The organism is Streptomyces sp. NPDC033180 (assembly GCF_055577645.1).
The window spans coordinates 1,340,762-1,360,133 of the sequence record NZ_JBVIPU010000001.1 but is presented as its reverse complement, the minus strand read 5'-3'; the positions used below and the strand labels follow the sequence as shown (position 1 = coordinate 1,360,133).

Annotated in this window: 18 protein-coding genes and 1 tRNA gene; 11 read left to right on the top strand and 8 right to left on the bottom strand. The window is 70.5% G+C overall.

What is annotated here, in order from left to right:
* Positions 1 to 253 precede the first annotated feature (253 nt).
* Genes ACZ5WE_RS06160 through ACZ5WE_RS06145 form a run of 4 tightly spaced genes read left to right on the top strand, consistent with a single transcriptional unit; the run spans position 254 to position 5,696 of the window.
* The gene (locus ACZ5WE_RS06160; RefSeq protein ID WP_467694979.1) at positions 254 to 1,156 is read left to right on the top strand and encodes an FAD binding domain-containing protein; all 903 of its coding nucleotides are present in this window, start codon (positions 254 to 256) and stop codon (positions 1,154 to 1,156) included.
* Complete coding sequence (locus ACZ5WE_RS06155) at positions 1,153 to 2,796, top strand: (2Fe-2S)-binding protein (protein WP_467694981.1); 1,644 nt, start codon at positions 1,153 to 1,155, stop codon at positions 2,794 to 2,796. The genes ACZ5WE_RS06160 and ACZ5WE_RS06155 overlap by 4 nt, the downstream gene beginning before the upstream one ends.
* On the top strand, positions 2,793 to 5,105 hold the full coding sequence (locus ACZ5WE_RS06150; protein ID WP_467694983.1) for a xanthine dehydrogenase family protein molybdopterin-binding subunit: 2,313 nt from the start codon (positions 2,793 to 2,795) through the stop codon (positions 5,103 to 5,105). Before ACZ5WE_RS06155 ends, ACZ5WE_RS06150 begins: the two co-directional genes overlap by 4 nt.
* A 42-nt stretch (positions 5,106 to 5,147) precedes the next feature.
* Positions 5,148 to 5,696 carry an AAA family ATPase gene (locus ACZ5WE_RS06145; protein WP_467694985.1) on the top strand — a complete coding sequence of 183 codons (549 nt, stop codon included), beginning with the start codon at positions 5,148 to 5,150 and terminating at the stop codon, positions 5,694 to 5,696.
* A 38-nt stretch (positions 5,697 to 5,734) separates the two neighbouring features.
* On the opposite strand, the gene ACZ5WE_RS06140 is transcribed toward ACZ5WE_RS06145, so the two are convergent.
* Both ACZ5WE_RS06140 and ACZ5WE_RS06135 read right to left on the bottom strand, forming a co-directional pair.
* Positions 5,735 to 6,172 (bottom strand): hypothetical protein, encoded by a 438-nt coding sequence (locus tag ACZ5WE_RS06140; RefSeq protein WP_467694987.1) that lies wholly within the window; start codon positions 6,170 to 6,172, stop codon positions 5,735 to 5,737.
* A 433-nt stretch (positions 6,173 to 6,605) separates the two neighbouring features.
* Positions 6,606 to 6,677, bottom strand: a tRNA-Cys gene (locus ACZ5WE_RS06135).
* Positions 6,678 to 6,857: 180 nt separating this feature from the next.
* On the opposite strand from ACZ5WE_RS06135, the gene ACZ5WE_RS06130 reads away from it, so the two are divergent.
* From ACZ5WE_RS06130 to ACZ5WE_RS06105, 6 genes are all read left to right on the top strand, one after another.
* Positions 6,858 to 8,315: an MFS transporter gene (locus ACZ5WE_RS06130; protein ID WP_467694989.1), complete on the top strand. Its 1,458-nt coding sequence runs from the start codon at positions 6,858 to 6,860 to the stop codon at positions 8,313 to 8,315.
* A 45-nt stretch (positions 8,316 to 8,360) separates the two neighbouring features.
* Entirely contained in the window at positions 8,361 to 8,558 is a 198-nt protein-coding gene (locus ACZ5WE_RS06125) for an Arc family DNA-binding protein (RefSeq protein ID WP_365484387.1), read from the top strand.
* Complete coding sequence (locus tag ACZ5WE_RS06120) at positions 8,559 to 8,942, top strand: type II toxin-antitoxin system death-on-curing family toxin (RefSeq protein ID WP_467694991.1); 384 nt, start codon at positions 8,559 to 8,561, stop codon at positions 8,940 to 8,942. It abuts the gene before it with no gap.
* Positions 8,943 to 9,105: 163 nt separating this feature from the next.
* A complete protein-coding gene (locus ACZ5WE_RS06115; protein WP_467694993.1) occupies positions 9,106 to 10,902 on the top strand; it encodes a DEAD/DEAH box helicase in 1,797 nt (598 codons plus the stop codon).
* Between the two features lie 307 nt (positions 10,903 to 11,209).
* Positions 11,210 to 11,851 carry a helix-turn-helix domain-containing protein gene (locus tag ACZ5WE_RS06110; protein ID WP_160505296.1) on the top strand — a complete coding sequence of 214 codons (642 nt, stop codon included), beginning with the start codon at positions 11,210 to 11,212 and terminating at the stop codon, positions 11,849 to 11,851.
* Positions 11,852 to 11,996: 145 nt separating this feature from the next.
* On the top strand, positions 11,997 to 12,803 hold the full coding sequence (locus tag ACZ5WE_RS06105; RefSeq protein ID WP_467694995.1) for a S16 family serine protease: 807 nt from the start codon (positions 11,997 to 11,999) through the stop codon (positions 12,801 to 12,803).
* Positions 12,804 to 12,951: 148 nt separating this feature from the next.
* Here ACZ5WE_RS06105 and ACZ5WE_RS06100 read toward each other — a convergent pair whose 3' ends face one another.
* From ACZ5WE_RS06100 to ACZ5WE_RS06075, 6 genes are all read right to left on the bottom strand, one after another.
* Positions 12,952 to 13,551 carry an ArsR/SmtB family transcription factor gene (locus ACZ5WE_RS06100; protein ID WP_467694997.1) on the bottom strand — a complete coding sequence of 200 codons (600 nt, stop codon included), beginning with the start codon at positions 13,549 to 13,551 and terminating at the stop codon, positions 12,952 to 12,954.
* Between the two features lie 90 nt (positions 13,552 to 13,641).
* A complete protein-coding gene (locus ACZ5WE_RS06095; protein WP_467694999.1) occupies positions 13,642 to 14,613 on the bottom strand; it encodes a glycine betaine ABC transporter substrate-binding protein in 972 nt (323 codons plus the stop codon).
* The gene (locus ACZ5WE_RS06090) at positions 14,610 to 15,509 is read right to left on the bottom strand and encodes an ABC transporter permease (RefSeq protein WP_467695049.1); all 900 of its coding nucleotides are present in this window, start codon (positions 15,507 to 15,509) and stop codon (positions 14,610 to 14,612) included. The genes ACZ5WE_RS06095 and ACZ5WE_RS06090 overlap by 4 nt, the downstream gene beginning before the upstream one ends.
* Positions 15,510 to 15,514: 5 nt before the next feature.
* Positions 15,515 to 16,741 (bottom strand): betaine/proline/choline family ABC transporter ATP-binding protein, encoded by a 1,227-nt coding sequence (locus ACZ5WE_RS06085; RefSeq protein WP_467695051.1) that lies wholly within the window; start codon positions 16,739 to 16,741, stop codon positions 15,515 to 15,517.
* 55 nt (positions 16,742 to 16,796) lie between these two features.
* On the bottom strand, positions 16,797 to 17,444 hold the full coding sequence (locus tag ACZ5WE_RS06080) for an ABC transporter permease (protein WP_467695001.1): 648 nt from the start codon (positions 17,442 to 17,444) through the stop codon (positions 16,797 to 16,799).
* Between the two features lie 118 nt (positions 17,445 to 17,562).
* Positions 17,563 to 18,033 carry an Lrp/AsnC family transcriptional regulator gene (locus ACZ5WE_RS06075; protein ID WP_160505290.1) on the bottom strand — a complete coding sequence of 157 codons (471 nt, stop codon included), beginning with the start codon at positions 18,031 to 18,033 and terminating at the stop codon, positions 17,563 to 17,565.
* A 133-nt stretch (positions 18,034 to 18,166) separates the two neighbouring features.
* Between ACZ5WE_RS06075 and hppD the strand changes: the two genes are divergently transcribed.
* Positions 18,167 to 19,336 (top strand): 4-hydroxyphenylpyruvate dioxygenase, encoded by a 1,170-nt coding sequence (gene hppD / locus ACZ5WE_RS06070; RefSeq protein ID WP_467695003.1) that lies wholly within the window; start codon positions 18,167 to 18,169, stop codon positions 19,334 to 19,336.
* Positions 19,337 to 19,372: the final 36 nt, after the last annotated feature.

Here is a 19,372-nt window from a genome sequence, read left to right as displayed (position 1 = left end):
GTGGGCAGCCTGACCAAAGCCGTACAAGGGTCACCGAAGAGTGGCAATTCCCGCTGACCGGTGAGGGCGTGTGAAAACGGCACATCCCCCAGGTCTGCGGACGAATGGCTCCTAGCGGACCCCCGCGCCGGGGGCCGGGGAAGATGTGCCAGAGTTGCCACGTCCGGGCTGTGAGCACGTACCGTACGGCGGAACAGGCGTAACGGTGAGAACGGCGAGAAAGCCGCCGGGCATCGGGAAGGGGCAGCCGGTTTTGAGCACGCACGCACCGCAGGCGGCGCAACACGCGCAGACGGCGAAGCTGCCTGGGACGTTGGACGAGGCCGTGGAGGCACTCGCCGCGATGCCCGCCGCCGTGCCCGTGGCCGGCGGCACCGACCTCATGGCCTCCGTCAACGCGGGCCTCCTGCGCCCCGCCGCGCTCGTCGGCCTCGGCCGCATCAGCGAGATCCGCGGCTGGCAGTACCAGGACGGTCACGCCCTGCTCGGCGCCGGCCTCACCCACGCACGCGTCGGGCGGCCCGACTTCGCCGCCCTGATCCCCGCGCTCGCCGCGGCCGCGCGCGCCGCTGGACCCCCGCAGATCCGCAACGCCGGCACTCTCGGCGGCAACATCGCCACGGCCGGACCGGCCGGCGACACCCTGCCCGTCCTGGCCGCCCTGGAAGCCGTCCTCATCATCGCGGGACCCGGCGGCGCACGCCGCGAGGTCCCCGTGTCGCATCTGCTCGCGGGGATGGACATGCTCCGCCCCGGCGAACTCATCGGCTTCGTACGGCTGCCGCTCCTGCACGCCCCGCAGGTTTTCCTGAAGGCGACAGGACGCACGGGCCCCGGCCGCGCCACCGCGTCCGTCGCGCTCGTCCTGGACCCCGCGCGGCGCGGCGTGCGCTGCGCGGTCGGCGCCGTCGCGCCGATGCCGCTGCGGCCGCTCGAGGCCGAGCAGTGGGTCGCCTCGCTGATCGACTGGGACGGCGAGCGCACGATCGTGCCGGAGGCGCTCACCGCCTTCGGTGAGTACGTCGCCGCCGCGTGCATCCCCGACCAGCCGCCGGCCGAGGACGGCTCACCGCAGCCACTGCCGCCCGCCGTACTGCACCTGCGGCGCACCGTCGCCGCGCTGGCCCGACGAGCACTGGGGAGGGCGCTGTCGTGACTGACGAACGGCACGATGGGCACGCCGGGAACGCCGCCAACGGTGGCTGGCAGCCGCATCCGCAGGGCGAGTACGACTCGGACGCCACGGCTTTCGTGCAGCTGCCGGAAGGCGCCCTGGACTTCGACCACTCTCCGCTCGCCGCGCCCGGCCACGGCTACGTGCCGCCGCAGATAACGGTCACCCCCACGACGTCCGACGCGACGGACCCGGCCGCCACGGGTGTCTGGGTCATGCCGCCCGAGGTGACCGGCGCGGGCACCGGTGTCGCGGGCGCCGGCGTCCAGAACGTGCAGTGGCCCGACGCGGGGGGTGCGCCCGAGCCCGAGCCGCCGGTCCACGAGCAGGAGCACGCGTACGACCCACGGGCCACCGGGCAGTGGAGCTTCCACGAGGCGGAGGGGCACGCGCCCGCCGCCCCTGCCCCGGCGGACGTCACGGGGCAGTGGTCGATCCCCGTGGCCAATGGTGATCTTCCGGATGAATCGGGCGAGTTCACCACGTCTTCGCTCGCGGCACAGTGGGGCGGTACGCCGCCCGCGACGCTGCCGGGCGGCGCGGCGGCTCCGTGGGCCACCGGTGGCGCGGGCGCGGGTGCGCCGTGGTCGGAGCAGCCGGCGCAGCAGCCGCACGTCGAGCCGTATCCCCATGTCGGGCACGCCGAGCACGCCGAGCGTGCCGGATACGCCGAGCCGCACCCGCAGCAGCACGTCGGGCCGCAGCCCCAGGAGCCCGTCGTGCCCCCGGAGGCGTTCGTCCCCGAGCCGCCGGTCGCTCCTGAGATGCATGTGGTGCCCGAGGTGCCTGTGACGCCCGAGGTGCCCGACGTCCCCGCGGAGCCCGACCCGGAGCCGGCCCCAGAGCTGGAGGCCGACGCGGATGCCGAGCCCGAAGCGGGTGCCGAAGCCGAGGTTGAGGTCGAAGCCGACTCCGAGGCCGTAGCCGACTCCGAGGCCGACTCCGAAGCCGAAGACCCCGAAGAGGCCGTCACCGCCGCCGCCCTCGCCGACGAACACCCCCTCTGCTCCTACGTCCTGCGCGTCAACGGCGCCGACCGCCCCGTCACCGACGCCTGGATCGGCGAGTCCCTCCTCTACGTCCTGCGCGAGCGCCTCGGCCTCGCGGGCGCCAAGGACGGCTGCTCGCAGGGCGAGTGCGGCGCCTGCAACGTCCAGGTGGACGGCCGTCTGGTCGCCTCCTGCCTGGTGCCCGCCGCCACCGCCGCCGGGAGCGAGGTGCGCACCGTCGAGGGACTCGCCGTCGACGGCAGGCCCTCCGACGTGCAGCGGGCGCTCGCGGTCTGCGGCGCCGTCCAGTGCGGCTTCTGCGTACCGGGCATGGCGATGACCCTGCACGACCTCCTGGAGGGCAACCCCGCCCCGTCCGACCTGGAGACCCGCCGCGCCCTGTGCGGCAACCTGTGCCGCTGCTCCGGCTACCGGGGTGTGCTCGACGCCGTGCAGGAGGTCGTCGCCGAACGCGAGGCGTCCGCCGCCGCCGCGGAGCCGTCGGCGCACGACGACCACGCCGGCGAGGCACGCATTCCGCACCAGGCGGGACCGGGCGCCGGAGGGGTCAACCCGACGGCGCACGGCGGATCGTACGAAGGACCTTACGGACAGGACGGAGGCCAGGCGTGAGCAACGAAGCCGCGGGCACGGCGAACACCGCGACCGCAGTGGAGACGCAGCCCGGCCCCGAGCCGCTGCCGCACGGCATCGGCGCGTCGCTGCCGTCCGCGGAGTCCCGCGCCAAGACCGAGGGCACCTTCCCCTACGCGTCCGACCTCTGGGCGGAAGGGCTGCTGTGGGCGGCCGTCCTGCGCTCGCCGCACGCGCACGCGCGCATCGTCTCGATCGACACGTCCCAGGCGCGCGAGATGCCGGGCGTGCGCTCCGTCGTCACGCACGAGGACGTGCCCGGCGACGCGCTGCACGGCCGCAAGACCGCGGACCGCCCGGTCTTCGCCTCCGATGTCGTACGCCACCACGGCGAGCCCATCGCCGCCGTGGCCGCCGACCACCCCGACACCGCGCGGATGGCCGCCGCCGCCATCTTCGTCGAGTACGAGGTGATGGAGCCGGTCACGGACCCGGAGAAGGCCTTCGCGGCCGAACCCCTGCACCCCGACGGCAACTTGATCCGGCACATCCCGCTGCGGCACGGCGACCCGGAGGCGGCGGGCGAGCTCGTCGTCGAGGGCCTGTACCGCATCGGCCGACAGGACCCGGCGCCGATCGGCGCGGAGGCGGGGCTCGCGGTGCCGCGTCCCGACGGGGGTGTGGAGCTGTACATCGCCTCCACCGACCCGCACACCGACCGCGACATGGCCGCGTCCTGCTACGGCATCGACCCGGACATCGTGAAGGTCGTCGTGACCGGCGTCCCCGGCGCGACCGCCGACCGCGAGGACGCCAGCTTCCATCTGCCGCTCGGGCTGCTGGCGCTGACCACCGGCTGCCCGGTGAAGCTCACCGCGACCCGCGAGGAGTCCTTCCTGGGCCACGCCCACCGCCACCCGACGCTGCTCCGCTACCGCCATCACGCGGACGCCGAGGGCAAGTTGGTGAAGGTGGAGGCGCAGGTCCTGCTCGACGCGGGCGCGTACGCGGACACGTCGTCGGACGCGCTCGCCGCGGCCGTCTCCTTCGCCTGCGGTCCGTACGTCGTCCCGAACGCCTTCATCGAGGGCTGGGCTGTCCGCACGAACAACCCGCCGTCCGGGCATGTCCGGGGCGAGGGCGCCATGCAGGTGTGCGCGGCGTACGAAGCCCAAATGGACAAGATCGCCAAGAAGTTGGGCATCGACCCGGCCGAGGTGCGGCTGCGCAACGCGATGGCCACGGGAGACATCCTGCCCACCGGCCAGACGGTCACCTGCCCCGCGCCGGTCGCCGAACTCCTCGGCGCCGTAAGGGACTTCCCCCTGCCCGAGCTGCCCAAGGACACCCCGGAGGACGAGTGGCTGCTGCCCGGCGGCCCCGAGGGTGCGGGCGAGCCCGCGGCGGTGCGCCGGGGCGTCGGCTACGGCCTCGGCATGGTCCAACTCCTGGGCGCGGAGGGCACGGACGAGGTCTCCACGGCCACCGTGAAGGTCCACGACGGCATCGCTACGGTGATCTGCGCGGCGGTCGAGACGGGCCAGGGCTTCACCACACTCGCCCGCCAGATCGTCCAGGAGACCCTCGGCATCGACGACGTCCGGGTGGCCCCGGTCGACACGGACCAGCCCCCGGCGGGCCCGAGCTGCCACGGCCGCCACACGTGGGTGTCCGGCGGTGCGGTGGAGCGCGCGGCGAAGATGGTCCGCACGCAGCTCCTGCAGCCCCTGGCCCACAAGTTCGGGATGTCCACGGAGCTGCTCCAGATCACCGACGGCAAGATCACCTCGTACGACGGGGTGCTGAGCACGACGGTGACGGAGGCGATGGACGGCAAGGAGCTCTGGGCCACGGCCCAGTGCCGCCCGCATCCCACCGAGCCCCTCGACGAGGCGGGCCAGGGCGACGCCTTCGTGGGCATGGCGTTCTGCGCGATCCGCGCGGTGGTGGACGTGGACATCGAGATCGGCTCGGTACGGGTCGTTGAGCTGGCGGTGGCCCAGGACGTGGGCCGCATCCTGAACCCGTCCCAGCTGAAGGTGCGTATCGAGGCGGGCGTCACGCAGGGAGTCGGCGCCGCCCTGACGGAGAACCTCCGTACGCCGCGCGGCCTGGTCCGCCACCCGGACCTGACGGGCTACGCGCTCCCCACCGCCCTGGACACCCCGGACATCCGCATCGTGAAGCTGGTCGAGGAGCGCGACGTGGTCGCCCCCTTCGGCGCGAAGGCGGCGAGCGCGGTGCCGGTGGTGACGACTCCGGCGGCGGTGGCTTCGGCGGTGAGGGCGGCGACAGGCCGCCCGGTGAACCGCCTCCCGATCCGTCCGCAGGCGGCGGTGGCGCAGTAATCCGGGGGCGGAAGAGCCGGCTCCCTTGGCACGATGGGCGCCATGACCACATCTGATCCCGAAGGCGTCATCGTCATCACCGGCATCATGGCGTCGGGCAAGTCCACGGTGGCGCAGGCCCTGGCCGAGCGGCTGCCCCGCGCGGCGCACGTCCGGGGTGATGTCTTCCGCCGGATGATCGTGTCGGGCGGCCAGGAGTACGAACCCGGTGCCTCGGACGAGGCGCAGGCCCAACTCCGCCTGCGGTACGGCCTGTCGGCGGCGACGGCCGACGCGTACGCGGCCGCGGGCTTCGTCGCGGTGGTCCAGGACGTCATCCTGGGCGAGGAGTTGAAGTCGTACGTGGATCTGCTGCGTACCCGCCCGCTGCACGTGGTCGTGCTCGCCCCGAAGCCGGACGCGGTCGCCGCGCGGGAGGCCGGGCGCGGGAAGACCGGGTACGGGGCGTGGACGGTGGAGGACCTGGATGCGGGACTGCGGTCCACGACCCCGAGGATCGGTCTCTGGCTGGACAGTTCCGACCTGACCGTCGAGGAGACGGTGGACGCGATTCTCGCGGGGCTCGAAGAGGCGCGGGTCCGGGGCCGGTAGGTTGCCCGGCCCCGGACCGCGTCCCCCGATGGTGCGGCTCAGCCTCGGTACTGCAGGCGGGTCAAGTAGATGAACTTGCCGCCGGCGCCCGCGTTGAGGTCCGTGTCGTAGCGCTCCCACGGCTTGTCGGGCGTGGGGTCAGGGGTGAGCGAGATGATGACGTTGAGCCCTTCGAGCGGCTCGCCCTCATCGGGGTCCGTGGTGAAGGCGGCGTGGATGGACTTGCCCTTGATCCGGGTGCCTTCGTTGAGGTCGACCGGGATCACGCGGTAGCTGGGCGGAAAGCCGCCGCCCGAGCCCTCGACGAGGAACTTGATGTTCGTGATCGGCGCGTAGAGGCCATCCATCTCGTACGCGAAGTACAGGTACTCGCCGCCGGCGCCGGCGTTCAGGTCCTTGGCTATTTTGATCCAGCCCTCGGGGGTGCGCTCGTTCCCCCGCAGGACGGTCAGTCCGGTGATCGCCACTGTGGTCACAGCCTTCCGGGTGGTGAGGTGGGAATGCGTGCTGTGACGTTAGGCGCGGGGCTCATGACACACAGCGCCCGGAACCGGCCGCCCGGAAGCAACACGCCAAGTTTCCGGCGGAGTTGTCGACCTGGGGATTCGTGCGGTGGGGGGCGGGATGCGGCCGAGCGTGGGTGCGTGGGGACACGCCGGGCCTGTACGGCCTTCGGCCGGATGGCCGTGGGGGGAGATGGGTGGGGCGGAAGGGGTCCAGGGATGGCGCGAAGGCCGTGCGTCGGGGTGGGGGCGGGGGATTGGCGGGAATCGGGGATGCGTCCGGCGTCCGGCGTCCGGCCCATCGCGGGGTGGCTGCCACGGTCGGGGTGCGCGGGCTGGGGACGTGCGCGGAACGAAAGAAAGGTGGCCCCCGGAAGGGTCACCTTCTTGCGTGCCAGTACTTCAGAGGCCGTGGCGGGAATCGAACCCGCGTTACTGGATTTGCAGTCCAGCCCCTGAACCACTCGGGCACACGGCCGAGGTTGAACTCGACTCCTCGAACCTAAGCGGACGCGACCGGCGCCTCAAGGGAATCGGCGGCCCCGCAACGGGACTGCCACACCGCGTTCACGAACGGGCGGTCGTACGACCAAGGGACCAGGATCCTCCCCTCTCTGGACAGGGGTCATCACCTGCCACGCCCCTTACGCTGGCCGACATGAGCGCTCTGGAACCACGCGACGCCGAAGTCGCCGCCGCCCCGATAGTCCCGCCGTCCGAGCTCAAGGGCGGAGTGCTCCGCGCGCCCTATCGCGCCCTCAGCCTCGGCATCGTCTCCGTGGTGTTGCTCATCGCCTTCGAGGCGACCGCCGTCGGGACCGCGATGCCGGTGGCCGCTCGTGAGCTGAACGGCGTCTCCCTCTACGCCTTCGGCTTCTCCGCGTACTTCACCACCAGCCTCTTCGGCATGGTGCTCTCCGGGCAGTGGGCCGACCGGCGGGGGCCGCTGGGTGCGCTCGCCTCCGGGATCGGGGGCTTCGCGGCGGGGCTCGTGCTGTCCGGGACCGCCCAGGCCATGTGGATGTTCATCCTCGGCCGTGCCGTGCAGGGGCTCGGCGGCGGACTTGTCATCGTCGCGCTGTACGTCGTCGTCAGCCGCGCCTACCCGGAGCGGCTGCGTCCGTCCATCCTGGCCGCGTTCGCGGCGAGCTGGGTGGTGCCGTCCGTGGTCGGGCCCCTGGTGTCCGGCACGGTCACCGAACACCTGGGCTGGCGCTGGGTCTTCCTCGGGATTCCGGTGCTCGTCGTGGCTCCGCTGGTCCTCGCGCTGCCGCAGATACGGCAACGCGCCGCCGGGCCCGTCGACTCCGACGCTCCCGCCGGGCCCTTCGACCGGCGCCGGATCCGGCTCGCGCTCGGTATCTCGCTGGGGGCGGGGCTCCTGCAGTACGCGGGGCAGGACCTGCGGTGGCTCTCGCTGCTGCCCGCGGCGGTCGGGGCGGTGGTGCTCCTGCCCGCCGTCCTCGGGCTGCTTCCGCACGGCACGTACCGGGCGGCCCACGGCCTGCCGTCCGTGGTGCTCCTTCGCGGCATAGCCGCCGGATCCTTCATCGCCGCCGAGTCCTTCGTGCCGCTGATGCTCGTCACCCAGCGCGGGCTCTCGCCGACCATGGCGGGACTCTCGCTGGCCCTCGGGGGCGCGACCTGGGCACTCGGCTCGTTCGTACAGTCGCGGCCGGGTATGGAGCCGCACCGGACGCGGCTCATGGTCGCCGGGATGCTCCTGGTCGCCGCCGCCATCGCCACCGCGCCCACGGTCCTGATCTCCGCCGTGCCGGTGTGGATCGTGGCAGTGGCCTGGGCCTTCGGCTGCCTTGGCATGGGCACCGTCATCGGCTCCACCAGCGTCCTGCTGCTTCGCCTCTCACCGCCCGAGGACGCGGGCGCCAACTCCGCCGCCCTCCAGATCTCGGATGGCCTCTCCAACGCCCTGCTCCTGGCCGCCGGAGGCGCCGCCTTCGCCGCACTGGGCGGCGGAATGGTGGACGCACACGGCGGCTCCACCGGGGCGGGCGCCTCGCACCCGGGGGCCTTCGTCGCGGTGTTCCTGCCGATGGCGGCGGTGGCGCTGGTGGGGGCGTGGGTGGGGACGCGGTTGCGGCAGCGGGCCGCCTAAGTGGTACCACGATGACCCCATCAGCGGTACCATCGCGGTATGGCTATGAATCTTCGTATGCGCGATGACCAGCAGGAGGCGCTCAAGCTGCGTGCCGAGGAAGAGGGGCGCAGCATGCACGCCATAGTGCTCCAGGCGATCGACCGGTATCTGGAGCAGGAGGCGGACCGTGCGACCGTCCGCCGTCTGGGGGCCAAGTATGCGGCGGGCCACGCCGACCTGCTGCGGAGGCTGGGGGAGTAGATGAAGTACCTCACGGTTCAGGAAGTCCTGGACCTGACGGAGATCGCCTGCGGGGAGCAGGAGATCGCCGTACGTGATCTGGGACTGCTCAGCTCGGCCGTCCACCGTCCCCAGTCCCAGATGTACGGCATCGAGGCGTACACGGACCTCTTCGAGAAGGCCGCCGCGCTGCTCCAGTCCCTTGCCGTGAACCACCCCTTGGTGGATGGCAACAAGCCCATGGCGTGGATGAGCACCGTCGTGTTCCTGGACTTCAACGGCGCTGACATGGTCGACGTGGACCAGGACGAGGCTTACAAGCTGGTCATCGAGGTGGCCAGTGTTGGTATGGACGACGTGGGGCTGATCTCCCGGCGGCTACGAGGGCTGCACGAAGCCGTGTGAGCCCTGTCGCACCCGGGGCTGACGCCATGCCGTCAACCCCGGGCAGCGGCAGGGTCACCGGTAGGGTGGCCCGGTTGTCGTACGTACCCGAGCTGCCCGCCCGTCACCCGCCGCCACCCTGCCCGACGCGCTGCGCGCGGCCCCGACTCTTCAAACGGAGACCGTGACTACCACCGCCGCCAACTCCGCATCCCACCACCTCTCCCCCGCCTTCCCCGGCCGCGCCCCCTGGGGCACCGCCAACAAGCTGCGTGCCTGGCAGCAGGGGGCGATGGAGCGGTATCTCCAGGAGCAGCCGCGTGACTTCCTCGCCGTCGCGACACCCGGCGCCGGCAAGACGACCTTCGCCCTGACGCTCGCCTCCTGGCTGCTGCACCACCATGTCGTGCAGCAGGTGACGGTGGTCGCGCCGACCGAGCACCTGAAGAAGCAGTGGGCGGAGGCCGCGGCCAAGATAGGGATCAAGCTGGACCCGGAGTACAGCGCGGGGCCGCTCAGCAAGGAGTACCAGGGCGTCGCCATCACGTACGCGGGTGTCGGCGTGCGGCCCATGCTGCACCGCAACCGCGTGGAGCAGCGCAAGACCCTCGTGATCCTCGACGAGATCCACCACGCCGGTGACTCGAAGTCGTGGGGCGAAGCCTGCCTCGAAGCCTTCGAGCCCGCGACCCGCCGCCTCGCGCTCACCGGTACGCCCTTCCGGTCCGACACCAACCCGATCCCCTTCGTCGCGTACGAGGAGGGGAACGACGGCATCCGGCGGTCCGCCGCCGACTACACGTACGGATACGGCAGCGCGCTCGGGGACGGCGTCGTCCGGCCCGTTATCTTTCTTTCCTACTCCGGCAATATGCGGTGGCGTACCAAGGCCGGTGACGAGATCGCCGCGCGGCTCGGGGAGCCGATGACCAAGGACGCGATCTCGCAGGCCTGGCGCACGGCCCTGGACGCGCGCGGCGAGTGGATGCCGAATGTGCTGAAAGCCGCTGACCAGCGGCTTACCGAGGTGCGCAAGGCCATCCCGGACGCCGGTGGTCTCGTCATCGCGTCCGACCAGGACTCCGCCCGCTCGTACGCCAAGCTGATCCGCGAGCTCACGGGGGAGAAGGCCACCGTTGTCCTCTCCGACGACGTGGGCGCCTCCCAGCGGATCGACGACTTCACCTCGAGCAACGACCGGTGGATGGTCGCGGTCCGCATGGTGTCCGAGGGCGTCGACGTGCCGCGCCTCGCAGTGGGGGTCTACGCCACGACCATCTCGACGCCGCTCTTCTTCGCCCAGGCCGTCGGACGTTTCGTGCGTTCCCGGCGGCGCGGCGAGACCGCGTCGGTCTTCCTGCCCACCGTCCCCGACCTCCTCGGCCACGCCAACGAGATGGAGGTCGAGCGCGACCACGTACTCGACAAGCCGAAGAAGGAGGGAGAAGAGGACCCCTACGCCGAGTCCGAGCAGGAGATGGACGAGGCGAACAAGGAGCAGGACGAGGACACCGGCGAGCAGGAGCAGTTCTCCTTCGAGGCGCTCGAATCCGACGCCGTCTTCGACCGCGTCCTCTTCGACGGCGCCGAGTTCGGCATGCAGGCCCACCCGGGGAGCGAGGAGGAGCAGGACTATCTGGGCATCCCCGGCCTCCTCGAACCCGACCAGGTGCAGATGCTGCTCCAGAAGCGGCAGGCCCGGCAGATCGCGCACAGCAGGAAGCGGCCCGACGACCAGGCGGACCTCCTCGAGATCCCCGCCGAACGGCGGCCCGTCGTCTCCCACAAGGAGATGCTCGAACTGCGCAAGCAGCTCAACACGATGGTCGGCGCGTACTCCCACCAGAGCGGGAAGCCGCACGGCGTGATCCACACCGAGCTGCGCCGCACCTGCGGCGGGCCGCCGAGCGCGGAGGCCACCGCCGGTCAGCTGCGGCAGCGGATCGCGAAGGTCGGGGAGTGGGCCACCCGCATGAAGTAAGGCGGGCTCCCGCAGGGGGAGGCGTGTGTTCCGCGTGTGCGGGAGTCGTGTACACCCCGCTCGCCGTGCCCCGCGTATGGGGCATTGCGCCCCTAACAACCGGTCTCGTGCCCGGATTCTGGACGGAGTCTTCCGCTGAGCGGGACGGCCTCGCTAATGTCCCCGCAACGTACACGCCCCGTGGCAGCGCCGCCGCGGAGCGCAGCCGGAGTTCCGACCGGCGGCCTCTGACGCGCGTCGCCCACGGGACCGGCGACGCAACCGCCGCGTAAAGGGGCCGTCGACCCTCACCTAAGGAGTGGGCGTCGTGACCGCGGAGACTTCCCAGACGCTCGACCGAGGACTGCGTGTCCTCAAGCTGTTGGCCGACACCGATCACGGGCTCACCGTCACCGAGCTGTCGAACAAGCTCGGTGTGAACCGCACCGTGGTGTACCGCCTGCTTGCCACCCTTGAGCAGCATGCCCTGGTCCGTCGTGACCTGGGCGGCCGGGCCAGGGTCGGCCTCGGGGTGCTCCGCCTCGGCCGCCAGGTGCATCCGCTGGTGCGGGAGGCCGCGCTGCCCGCTCTGCGCTCCCTCGCCGAGGACATAGGCGCGACGGCGCACCTGACGCTGGTGGACGGCACCGAAGCCCTGGCCGTCGCCGTCGTCGAGCCGACCTGGACGGATTACCACGTGGCGTACCGGACCGGCTTCCGCCACCCCCTGGACCGGGGCGCCGCGGGCCGCGCGATCCTCGCCGCCCGGCAGGGGCTCGCCACCGACCCCGGCTACGCGCTGACGCACGGCGAGCTGGAGGCCGGCGCGAGCGGGGCCGCGGCGCCGCTGGTGGGGGTCACCGGGATAGAGGGCAGCGTGGGCGTGGTCATGCTGGCGGACTCCGTACCGGAGCGGGTGGGGCCACGGGTGGTGGACGCGGCCCGTGAGGTCGCCGACGCCCTGCGCTGAGGCCGCGCGGGCGAGCGGTCTCTCTTGGGCGCCGTTGATCACCGGCTCCGCCGAGTTCGTCCTCAAGCGCCGGACGGGCTGAATGCTGCTCGTCCGTCGCCGCCTGACAGGCAGGCTGAAAATCCTCGTCCGTTAGATTGATCCCGTGTTCTCCCTCTCCAGTCTCACGCGCCCCAAGGCCCTCGCCGTCTGTGCCGCCCCCGTGGTCGCCCTGCTCGCCGTCGCGGTCCTCGTGCCGTTGCCGTTCGCCGTGGCCCAGCCGGGGTCGACGGCGAACGTGCTGGGCAAGAGCGAGGGCAAGCCGGTCATCACGATCACCGGTGCGCCCACCCGGGAGACCGAGGGGCAGCTGCGGATGACGACGATCGTGGCCACGGGGCCCGACATGGACGTGAGCCTGAGCGACGTGGTGGACGGCTGGTTCCGTACGGACCGCTCCGTGATGCCCAAGGACTCGGTGTACCCCACCGGCGACAACGTGAAGGAAGTCGAGAAGCACAACCTCGGCGACATGAAGAAGTCGCAGGACACGGCCACGCGGGCCGCGCTGTCCTACCTCAAGGCGAACGGCGTCGACGGCACGGACAAGGTGAGGGTGAAGGTCGACCTCGGCAAGATCGGAGGCCCCAGCGCGGGCCTCTTCCTCTCGCTCGGCATCATCGACCTGATCGACGGCAACGGCAGTGGCGGAGACCTCACGGGCGGCCGGAAGATCGCGGGCACCGGCACGATCTCCGACGACGGCAAGGTCGGCCCGGTCGGCGGTGTCTCGATGAAGACGCAGGCCGCGAAGCGGGACGGCGCGAGCGTCTTCCTGGTCCCGAAGGCCGAGTGCTCGGACGCTCAGGCCGAGCTGCCGGGGGGCCTGCGGCTGATCCCGATCACGACACTGTCGGGCACGGTTGACGCGTTGCGTTCCCTGGACCGGGGCGAGAAGGTCCCGAGCTGCTGACCAGGCGGAGGCCCAACTCGACCATGGTCCAGCCGAGTTGAGCGCGGAGCTGGGGGTGTGCCTTCCGTAAGGGCGCCGTTCGGTGGAGTTCGGCGGCGTGGGCGTGGTGCAGCCGTAGATGTACGTCGGGGTGCATGACTGAGACCTCTCACTCGGAGTAGTGCGTCGGGAAGGCGTGGGTGTGCAGGCGCACCTTGGCGGAACCCGGAGTGTCTTCGGCGACCGCCAACGCCCGGTAACTCTCAATGAGTTCGTTGACCTTGGCGACCAGTTCTGTGGTGAGCTCGGGCGTCAGGCGCAGGGTGTAGTCGCTGATGTCGGAGCTGTCCGTCCACTCCGTGGGCCAGTCGTGCTGTGTGCCGATCCAGGTGGAGACCTCCGTGGCGTGGAACGTCGCGACCTCGTGGAGGTAGACGCTGACCGCGCCGCGCACCGACGGATCCGGGTCGTTCATGAGTGACTCGTCCAGGCGCGTTCCCTGGTGTGTCGACTGCCACCAGCGCTCGCGGCCCTTGCCTCGGTCCGGCGCGTCCTCGACGAAGCCGTGCGCCGCGAGTTGGCGCAGGTGATAGCTCGTCGCGCCGCTCGACTCGCCCAGGCGGGACGCCAGTTGGGAGGCGGTCGCCGGCCCGTCCCGCCGCAGTGAGATGAGCAGCTGCATGCGCAGGGGATGCGCCAGTCCCCGCAGGGAGTGGGGGGTAAGGGTGTGGACCTTCCGACCCTCGGGGGCCGCCGTGTCGTCCGTCATGCCTCGACCGTAGACGTGCAAAGACCCCGTTGCAACGCTTTCTCTGCAACGGAGTCTTTGCAACTTAAGGGAGGGCCCGGGAAGTTGGGGCTAGCCCTCCTTCACGAACCCCTCCTGCACCAGCCAGTCCAGCGCCACCTCATGCGGATCCTGACCCTGCACGTCCACCTTGGAGTTCAGCTCCTGAGCCACCTTGTTGTTCAGCTTCTTCGTGATGGGGTCCAGGATGTCCGCGATGACCGGGTGCTTCTTCAGGGTCTTGTTGTTGATCTCCGGGGCCACGTTGTAGTTGGGGAAGAAGTGCTTGTCGTCCTCCGTCACCGACAGGTCCATCGCCTTGATGCGGCCGTCAGTGGTGAAGACCTCGCCGAACGTGCACGACCCCTTGGCGGCCTGGGTGTAGATGATCCCGGTGTCCATCTTGGTGATGTTGGAGGTGGGGATCTTCATCCCGTACTCCTTCTGCATGCCCGGCAGACCGTCCTCGCGTGAGGAGAACTCGCTCTCCACGCACAGCGTGACCGCACCCGGGTCCTTCTTCGACAGGGCCGCCACGTCGGAGAGCGTCTTCGTCTTGTACTTGGCCTTGTTCTTCTGGTTGAAGGCCAGGGCGTAGGTGTTGTTGAGCTCGGCGGGCGGCAGCCACGTGACGCCGTTCTTCTTGTCCGCGTCACGCACCGCCTCCCACTGCTTGTGCGGGTCGTCGATGGGCTCGGTGTTGCCGAGGTACGTGATCCAGGCGGTGCCCGTGTACTCGTACATGGCGTCCGCGTCGCCGCCCTTGACGGCCTCGCGGGCGCCGATCGAGCCCTGGATGCCCGTCCGGTCGAGGACATCCGCGCCGGCCGCCTCGAAGGCGATGCCCATGATCGCGCCGAGGACCAGCTGCTCGGTGAACTCCTTGGACGTGACGGTGAGGTCGACGCCCTTGAGGGGGAGTCCCTTGCCGATCGTGCCCGGCTTGACGTCGTCCACCATCGGGCTGCCGCTGGTCAGTCCGCAGCTCACGAGCAGGGCCCCGCCCAGCACGCCGACGGCCGCCGTACGCAACGTAACCCTCATGACCCGGCCTCCAACCCGCGCGGACGCAGGACCAGTTCGGCCAGCGAGGCCAGCCAGTCCACCAGGAGCGCGAGCGCGATCGTCAGGATCGAGCCGAGCATCAGGACCGGCATCCGCTGGTTGGTGATCCCGGTGGTGATGAGGTCGCCGAGCCCGCCGCCACCGCCGAAGGTGGCGAGCGTCGCCGTGCCCACGTTCAGGACGAGCGCGGTGCGCACACCCGCCAGGATCAGCGGTACGGCCAGCGGGAGTTCGACCCTGCCGAGGACGCCCCACGCCGACATGCCGATGCCGCGCGCGGCCTCCAGGAGGGTCGGGTCATTGGCGTTCAGTCCCGCGATGGTGTTGGAGAGCACCGGCAGGACGGCGTAGATGATGATGCCGATCAGGGCCGCCTTCTCGCCGATGCCGATCCAGATCACCAGGAGGGCGAGGAGGCCGATCGCCGGCGTCGCCTGGCCGATGTTGGCCAGGGCCATCGCCGGTGGTGCCCCCTTGCGGAGCTTCTTGCGGGTCAGCAGGATGCCCAGCGGGATCGCGATGATCAGCACGAAGAAGGTGGAGATCACCGTCAGCTGGATGTGCTGGCGGAGTCTGAGCCAGACATTGCCGTCCGCCAGCGCGTTCTGCGAGATCGAGTCCAGGTCCGCCTGCTCGAACCACCACCAGGTGAGCAGCAGGATGAGGGCGATGAACGCGGGCAGGATGGTCAGCTTCTGCCAGCCGATGCGCCGCGCCCGGCCCGTGGCCGCCACCGGGGGCGGGGGCTCCGGCTCGGCCTCGCCCGTGTCGCGGAAGAGGTGGCCCTTGACCTCGTGCTCACCGTCGGGCCGTGGGCCGGGCCCGTCGTCGGGGGCCGGTGTGTGATCGGGGATCCGGGGGTTGTTCCCGGGGATGCCTTTCACGCCTTCGCCTCCCCTCCGGGGCCTTCCTGCTCGTGGTGGGTCAACTCGGCGCGCTGTTCCTCCAGTTCGTGCTGGTGCTCCACGGCGTCGAGCCGGTCGGCCTCCAGCATCTCGTGGACGGAGTTCATCAGCGTCTCCATGTCCACGACGCCGGTGTACTCACCGCGCCGCCCGGTGACCGCGACCCGCCCCGCGTTGTCCGTGAGCACCGCTTCGAGCGCGTCGCGCAGGGTGGCGTCACGGGTGACCGTGTCGTGGACGAGGGTGCCCGCGCGGGCCAGCGAGCCCTTGGCCCGCATCAGGTCGCCGCGCCGCAGCCACTTGTAGGGGCGGCCGCGTTTGTCGAGGAGCAGCAGTTCGTTCGTGCCGCTGGCCCGCAGCTTGTCGAAGATGTCCTGGAGCGGGTCGTCGACGGTCACCGTCGCGAAGTCGGCGATCTCCACGTCGCGTACGCGGGTGAGGTTGAGCCGCTTCAGGGCCGCGCCCGCGCCCACGAAACCGGAGACGAAGTCGTCGGCGGGGTTGGTGAGAATGGCTTCCGGGGTGTCGAACTGCGCGATGTGCGAGCGCTCCCGCAGCACCGCGATGCGGTCGCCGAGCTTGATGGCCTCGTCGAAGTCGTGCGTGACGAAGACGATCGTCTTGTGCAGCTCGTGCTGGAGCCGGATCAGCTCGTCCTGGAGATGGTCGCGGGTGATCGGGTCGACCGCGCCGAACGGCTCGTCCATCAGGAGTACGGGCGGGTCGGCCGCCAACGCCCGTGCCACGCCCACGCGTTGCTGCTGGCCGCCGGAGAGCTGGCGCGGATAGCGGCCGTGGAACTCGGCGGGGTCGAGCCCGACGAGGTCGAGCATCTCCTCGACCCGGTTCTTGATCTTCGACTTTCCCCAGCCGATCATCCTCGGCACGAGGGCGATGTTCTGGGCGACCGTCATGTGCGGGAAGAGCCCGGACGACTGGATCGCGTAGCCGATCCGCCGACGCAGCTTCACCGGGTCCATGTCGGTGACGTCCTCGCCACCGATGCGGATGCGGCCACTGGTCGGCTCGATGAGCCGGTTGATCATCTTCAGCGTGGTCGACTTCCCGCACCCCGAAGGACCGACCAGGATGACGATCTCGCCCGCCTTGATCTCCATGCTGACGCTGTCCACCGCGGGATCGCCGCTGCCCGCGTACCGCTTGGTGAGGTGCTCCAGCTCGATCGTCGCGCCCGTGGGCACGTTCGGGGCCGCCGCGCCCCCGGCCGTCGCCCCGTCGGTGGAAGTCGCGGTGGTCTCAGACACGGATACCCCTCGAAATGGTCAGGCGGCCGATCAGGACGTACGCGGCGTCGAAGAGCAGGGCCAGGACGATGATCCCGAGCGTGCCCGCGAGCACCTGGTTGAGCGCGTTCTTGCTGCCGAGCGAGCCGATGCCGCGGAAGATCTCGTTGCCGAGGCCCGGTCCCGACGCGTACGCGGCGATGGCCGCGATGCCCATCAGCATCTGCGTGGAGACGCGGATGCCGGTCAGGATCGGCGGCCAGGCGATCGGGAGTTCCACCCTCACCAGGCGCGCGGTACGCGACATCCCGATGCCCTTGGCCGCGTCGACCAGCGAGGGGTCCACACCGCGCAGTCCGACGATGGCGTTGCGCACGATGGGGAGCAGGCCGTAGAGGGTCAGGGCGATGACCGTCGGGGCGACACCGAGGCCGACGACGGGGATCAGCAGACCGATCATGGCGAGCGACGGGACGGTCAGGATCGTGGAGGTCGCGGTCGTGGCCAGATTGCCGGCCCACTCGCTGCGGTACGTGACGATGCCGATCAGTACACCGATGACGGTCGCCACGACCATGCACTGGAAGACCGCGCTTGCGTGCTGGTACGTGTCCGTCAGCAACTGCTGGTGGCGGTTGCCGAGGTAGTCCCAGAAGTTCACTGAACTGCTCACCTGCCCGGGCGCGGTTCAGACGGCGCCGGGAGTCTCCCGCCGCCCGCGTGCTGCGTGCGTCGTGCTGCGTAGGTCCTGCGGCTGTTCGTTTCCCTACCTACCCGCATCAGGTGTCTTCTGACGCCTGTTCGACCAGCGGGATGATCCGCAGGGGAACAGGGTTCTCCATGACGATCGCCGTGGAGGCCCGGACGATGCCATCAAAACCCACGACCCGGTCGATCACACGTTGGAGATCCGCGTTCGAACGCGCCACGAGACGGCAGAGCATGTCGCCGTGACCGGTGATGGTGTGCAGTTCGAGCACCTCGGCGACGGTCGCCAAATGGGCCCGTACGTCGGCACCCTGGCCCTGTTTGATCTCCAGCGTGGCGAACGCGGTGACGGGGTAGCCCAGGGCGGCGGGGTCGACCTCCGGGCCGAAGCCGCGGATGACTCCGTTCGACTGAAGGCGGTCCATCCGGGCCTGCACCGTCCCGCGCGCGACACCGAGGCGGCGGGACGCCTCAAGGACGCCGATGCGGGGCTCGCGGGCGAGCAGCACGATGAGCCTGCCGTCCAGATGATCGATCGTCATGGTGCGCTCATCTCCGCTTCCAGGGTGGTCATCATGTACAGATAGCCCGCCCATCCTGGCCTGTGGCTGTGCAGATTGCCCACCGAATACGCAAACTATTGCGCACCTTGCGATACGGCGGGAGCCTGCGGACATGGCAGCTACCGCGAACACCCAGCACACGTCGGCCACCTCCGGCACCCCCCACACCGCGCGCGAGGCCGATCCCTTCCCGGTCAAGGGAATGGATGCGGTCGTCTTCGCCGTGGGCAACGCCAAGCAGGCGGCCCACTACTACTCCACGGCCTTCGGCATGAAACTCGTGGCCTACTCGGGCCCGGAGACCGGCAGCCGCGAGACCGCCTCCTACGTCCTCGCGAACGGCGGCGCCCGCTTCGTGCTCACCTCCGTCATCAAGGCCTCCACGGACTGGGGCCACTTCATCGAGGGACACGTGGCCGAGCACGGCGACGGAGTCGTCGACCTCGCCATCGAGGTGCCGGACGCGCGCGCCGCGTACGCGTACGCCGTGGAGCACGGCGCCCGCGGCCTCACCGAGCCCTACGAGGTCAAGGACGAGAACGGCACGGTCGTCCTCGCCGCCATCGCCACGTACGGCAAGACCCGCCACACGCTCGTCGACCGCAGCGGCTACGACGGCCCCTACCTGCCCGGTTTCAAGGCCGCGTCCCCGATCGTCGAGCCGCCCGCCAAGCGCACCTTCCAGGCGATCGACCACTGCGTCGGCAACGTCGAGCTCGGCAAGATGAACGAGTGGGTCGCCTTCTACAACAAGGTCATGGGCTTCACGAACATGAAGGAGTTCGTGGGCGACGACATCGCGACGGAGTACAGCGCGCTGATGTCGAAGGTGGTCGCGGACGGCACCCTCAAGGTGAAGTTCCCCATCAACGAGCCGGCCATCGCCAAGAAGAAGTCCCAGATCGACGAGTACCTCGAGTTCTACGGCGGCGCGGGCGTCCAGCACATCGCGCTCGCCACGAACGACATCGTGGAGTCCGTGCGCACCATGCGCGCGGCCGGAGTCCAGTTCCTGGACACCCCGGACTCGTACTACGACACCCTGGGCGAGTGGGCGGGCGAGACGCGCGTCCCGGTCGACACCCTGCGCGAGCTGAAGATCCTGGTCGACCGCGACGAGGACGGCTACCTGCTCCAGATCTTCACCAAGCCGGTCCAGGACCGCCCGACGGTCTTCTTCGAGATGATCGAGCGGCACGGCTCGATGGGCTTCGGCAAGGGCAACTTCAAGGCGCTCTTCGAGGCGATCGAGCGGGAGCAGGAGAAGCGAGGCAATCTCTGAGGGCTCCCTGAGGGCTCTGTTTCCGGTCCGACGCTG

What these genes read in the sequence shown, in the direction of transcription:
- ACZ5WE_RS06075 (WP_160505290.1), bottom strand. Translation starts at nt 18,033, where the DNA reads ATGACGATCGATCATCTGGACGGCAGGCTCATCGTGCTGCTCGCCCGC.
- ACZ5WE_RS06095 (WP_467694999.1), bottom strand. Translation starts at nt 14,613, where the DNA reads ATGAGGGTTACGTTGCGTACGGCGGCCGTCGGCGTGCTGGGCGGGGCC.
- ACZ5WE_RS06130 (WP_467694989.1), top strand. Translation starts at nt 6,858, where the DNA reads ATGAGCGCTCTGGAACCACGCGACGCCGAAGTCGCCGCCGCCCCGATA.
- ACZ5WE_RS06100 (WP_467694997.1), bottom strand. Translation starts at nt 13,551, where the DNA reads ATGACGGACGACACGGCGGCCCCCGAGGGTCGGAAGGTCCACACCCTT.
- ACZ5WE_RS06125 (WP_365484387.1), top strand. Translation starts at nt 8,361, where the DNA reads ATGAATCTTCGTATGCGCGATGACCAGCAGGAGGCGCTCAAGCTGCGT.
- ACZ5WE_RS06120 (WP_467694991.1), top strand. Translation starts at nt 8,559, where the DNA reads ATGAAGTACCTCACGGTTCAGGAAGTCCTGGACCTGACGGAGATCGCC.
- ACZ5WE_RS06145 (WP_467694985.1), top strand. Translation starts at nt 5,148, where the DNA reads ATGACCACATCTGATCCCGAAGGCGTCATCGTCATCACCGGCATCATG.
- hppD (WP_467695003.1), top strand. Translation starts at nt 18,167, where the DNA reads ATGGCAGCTACCGCGAACACCCAGCACACGTCGGCCACCTCCGGCACC.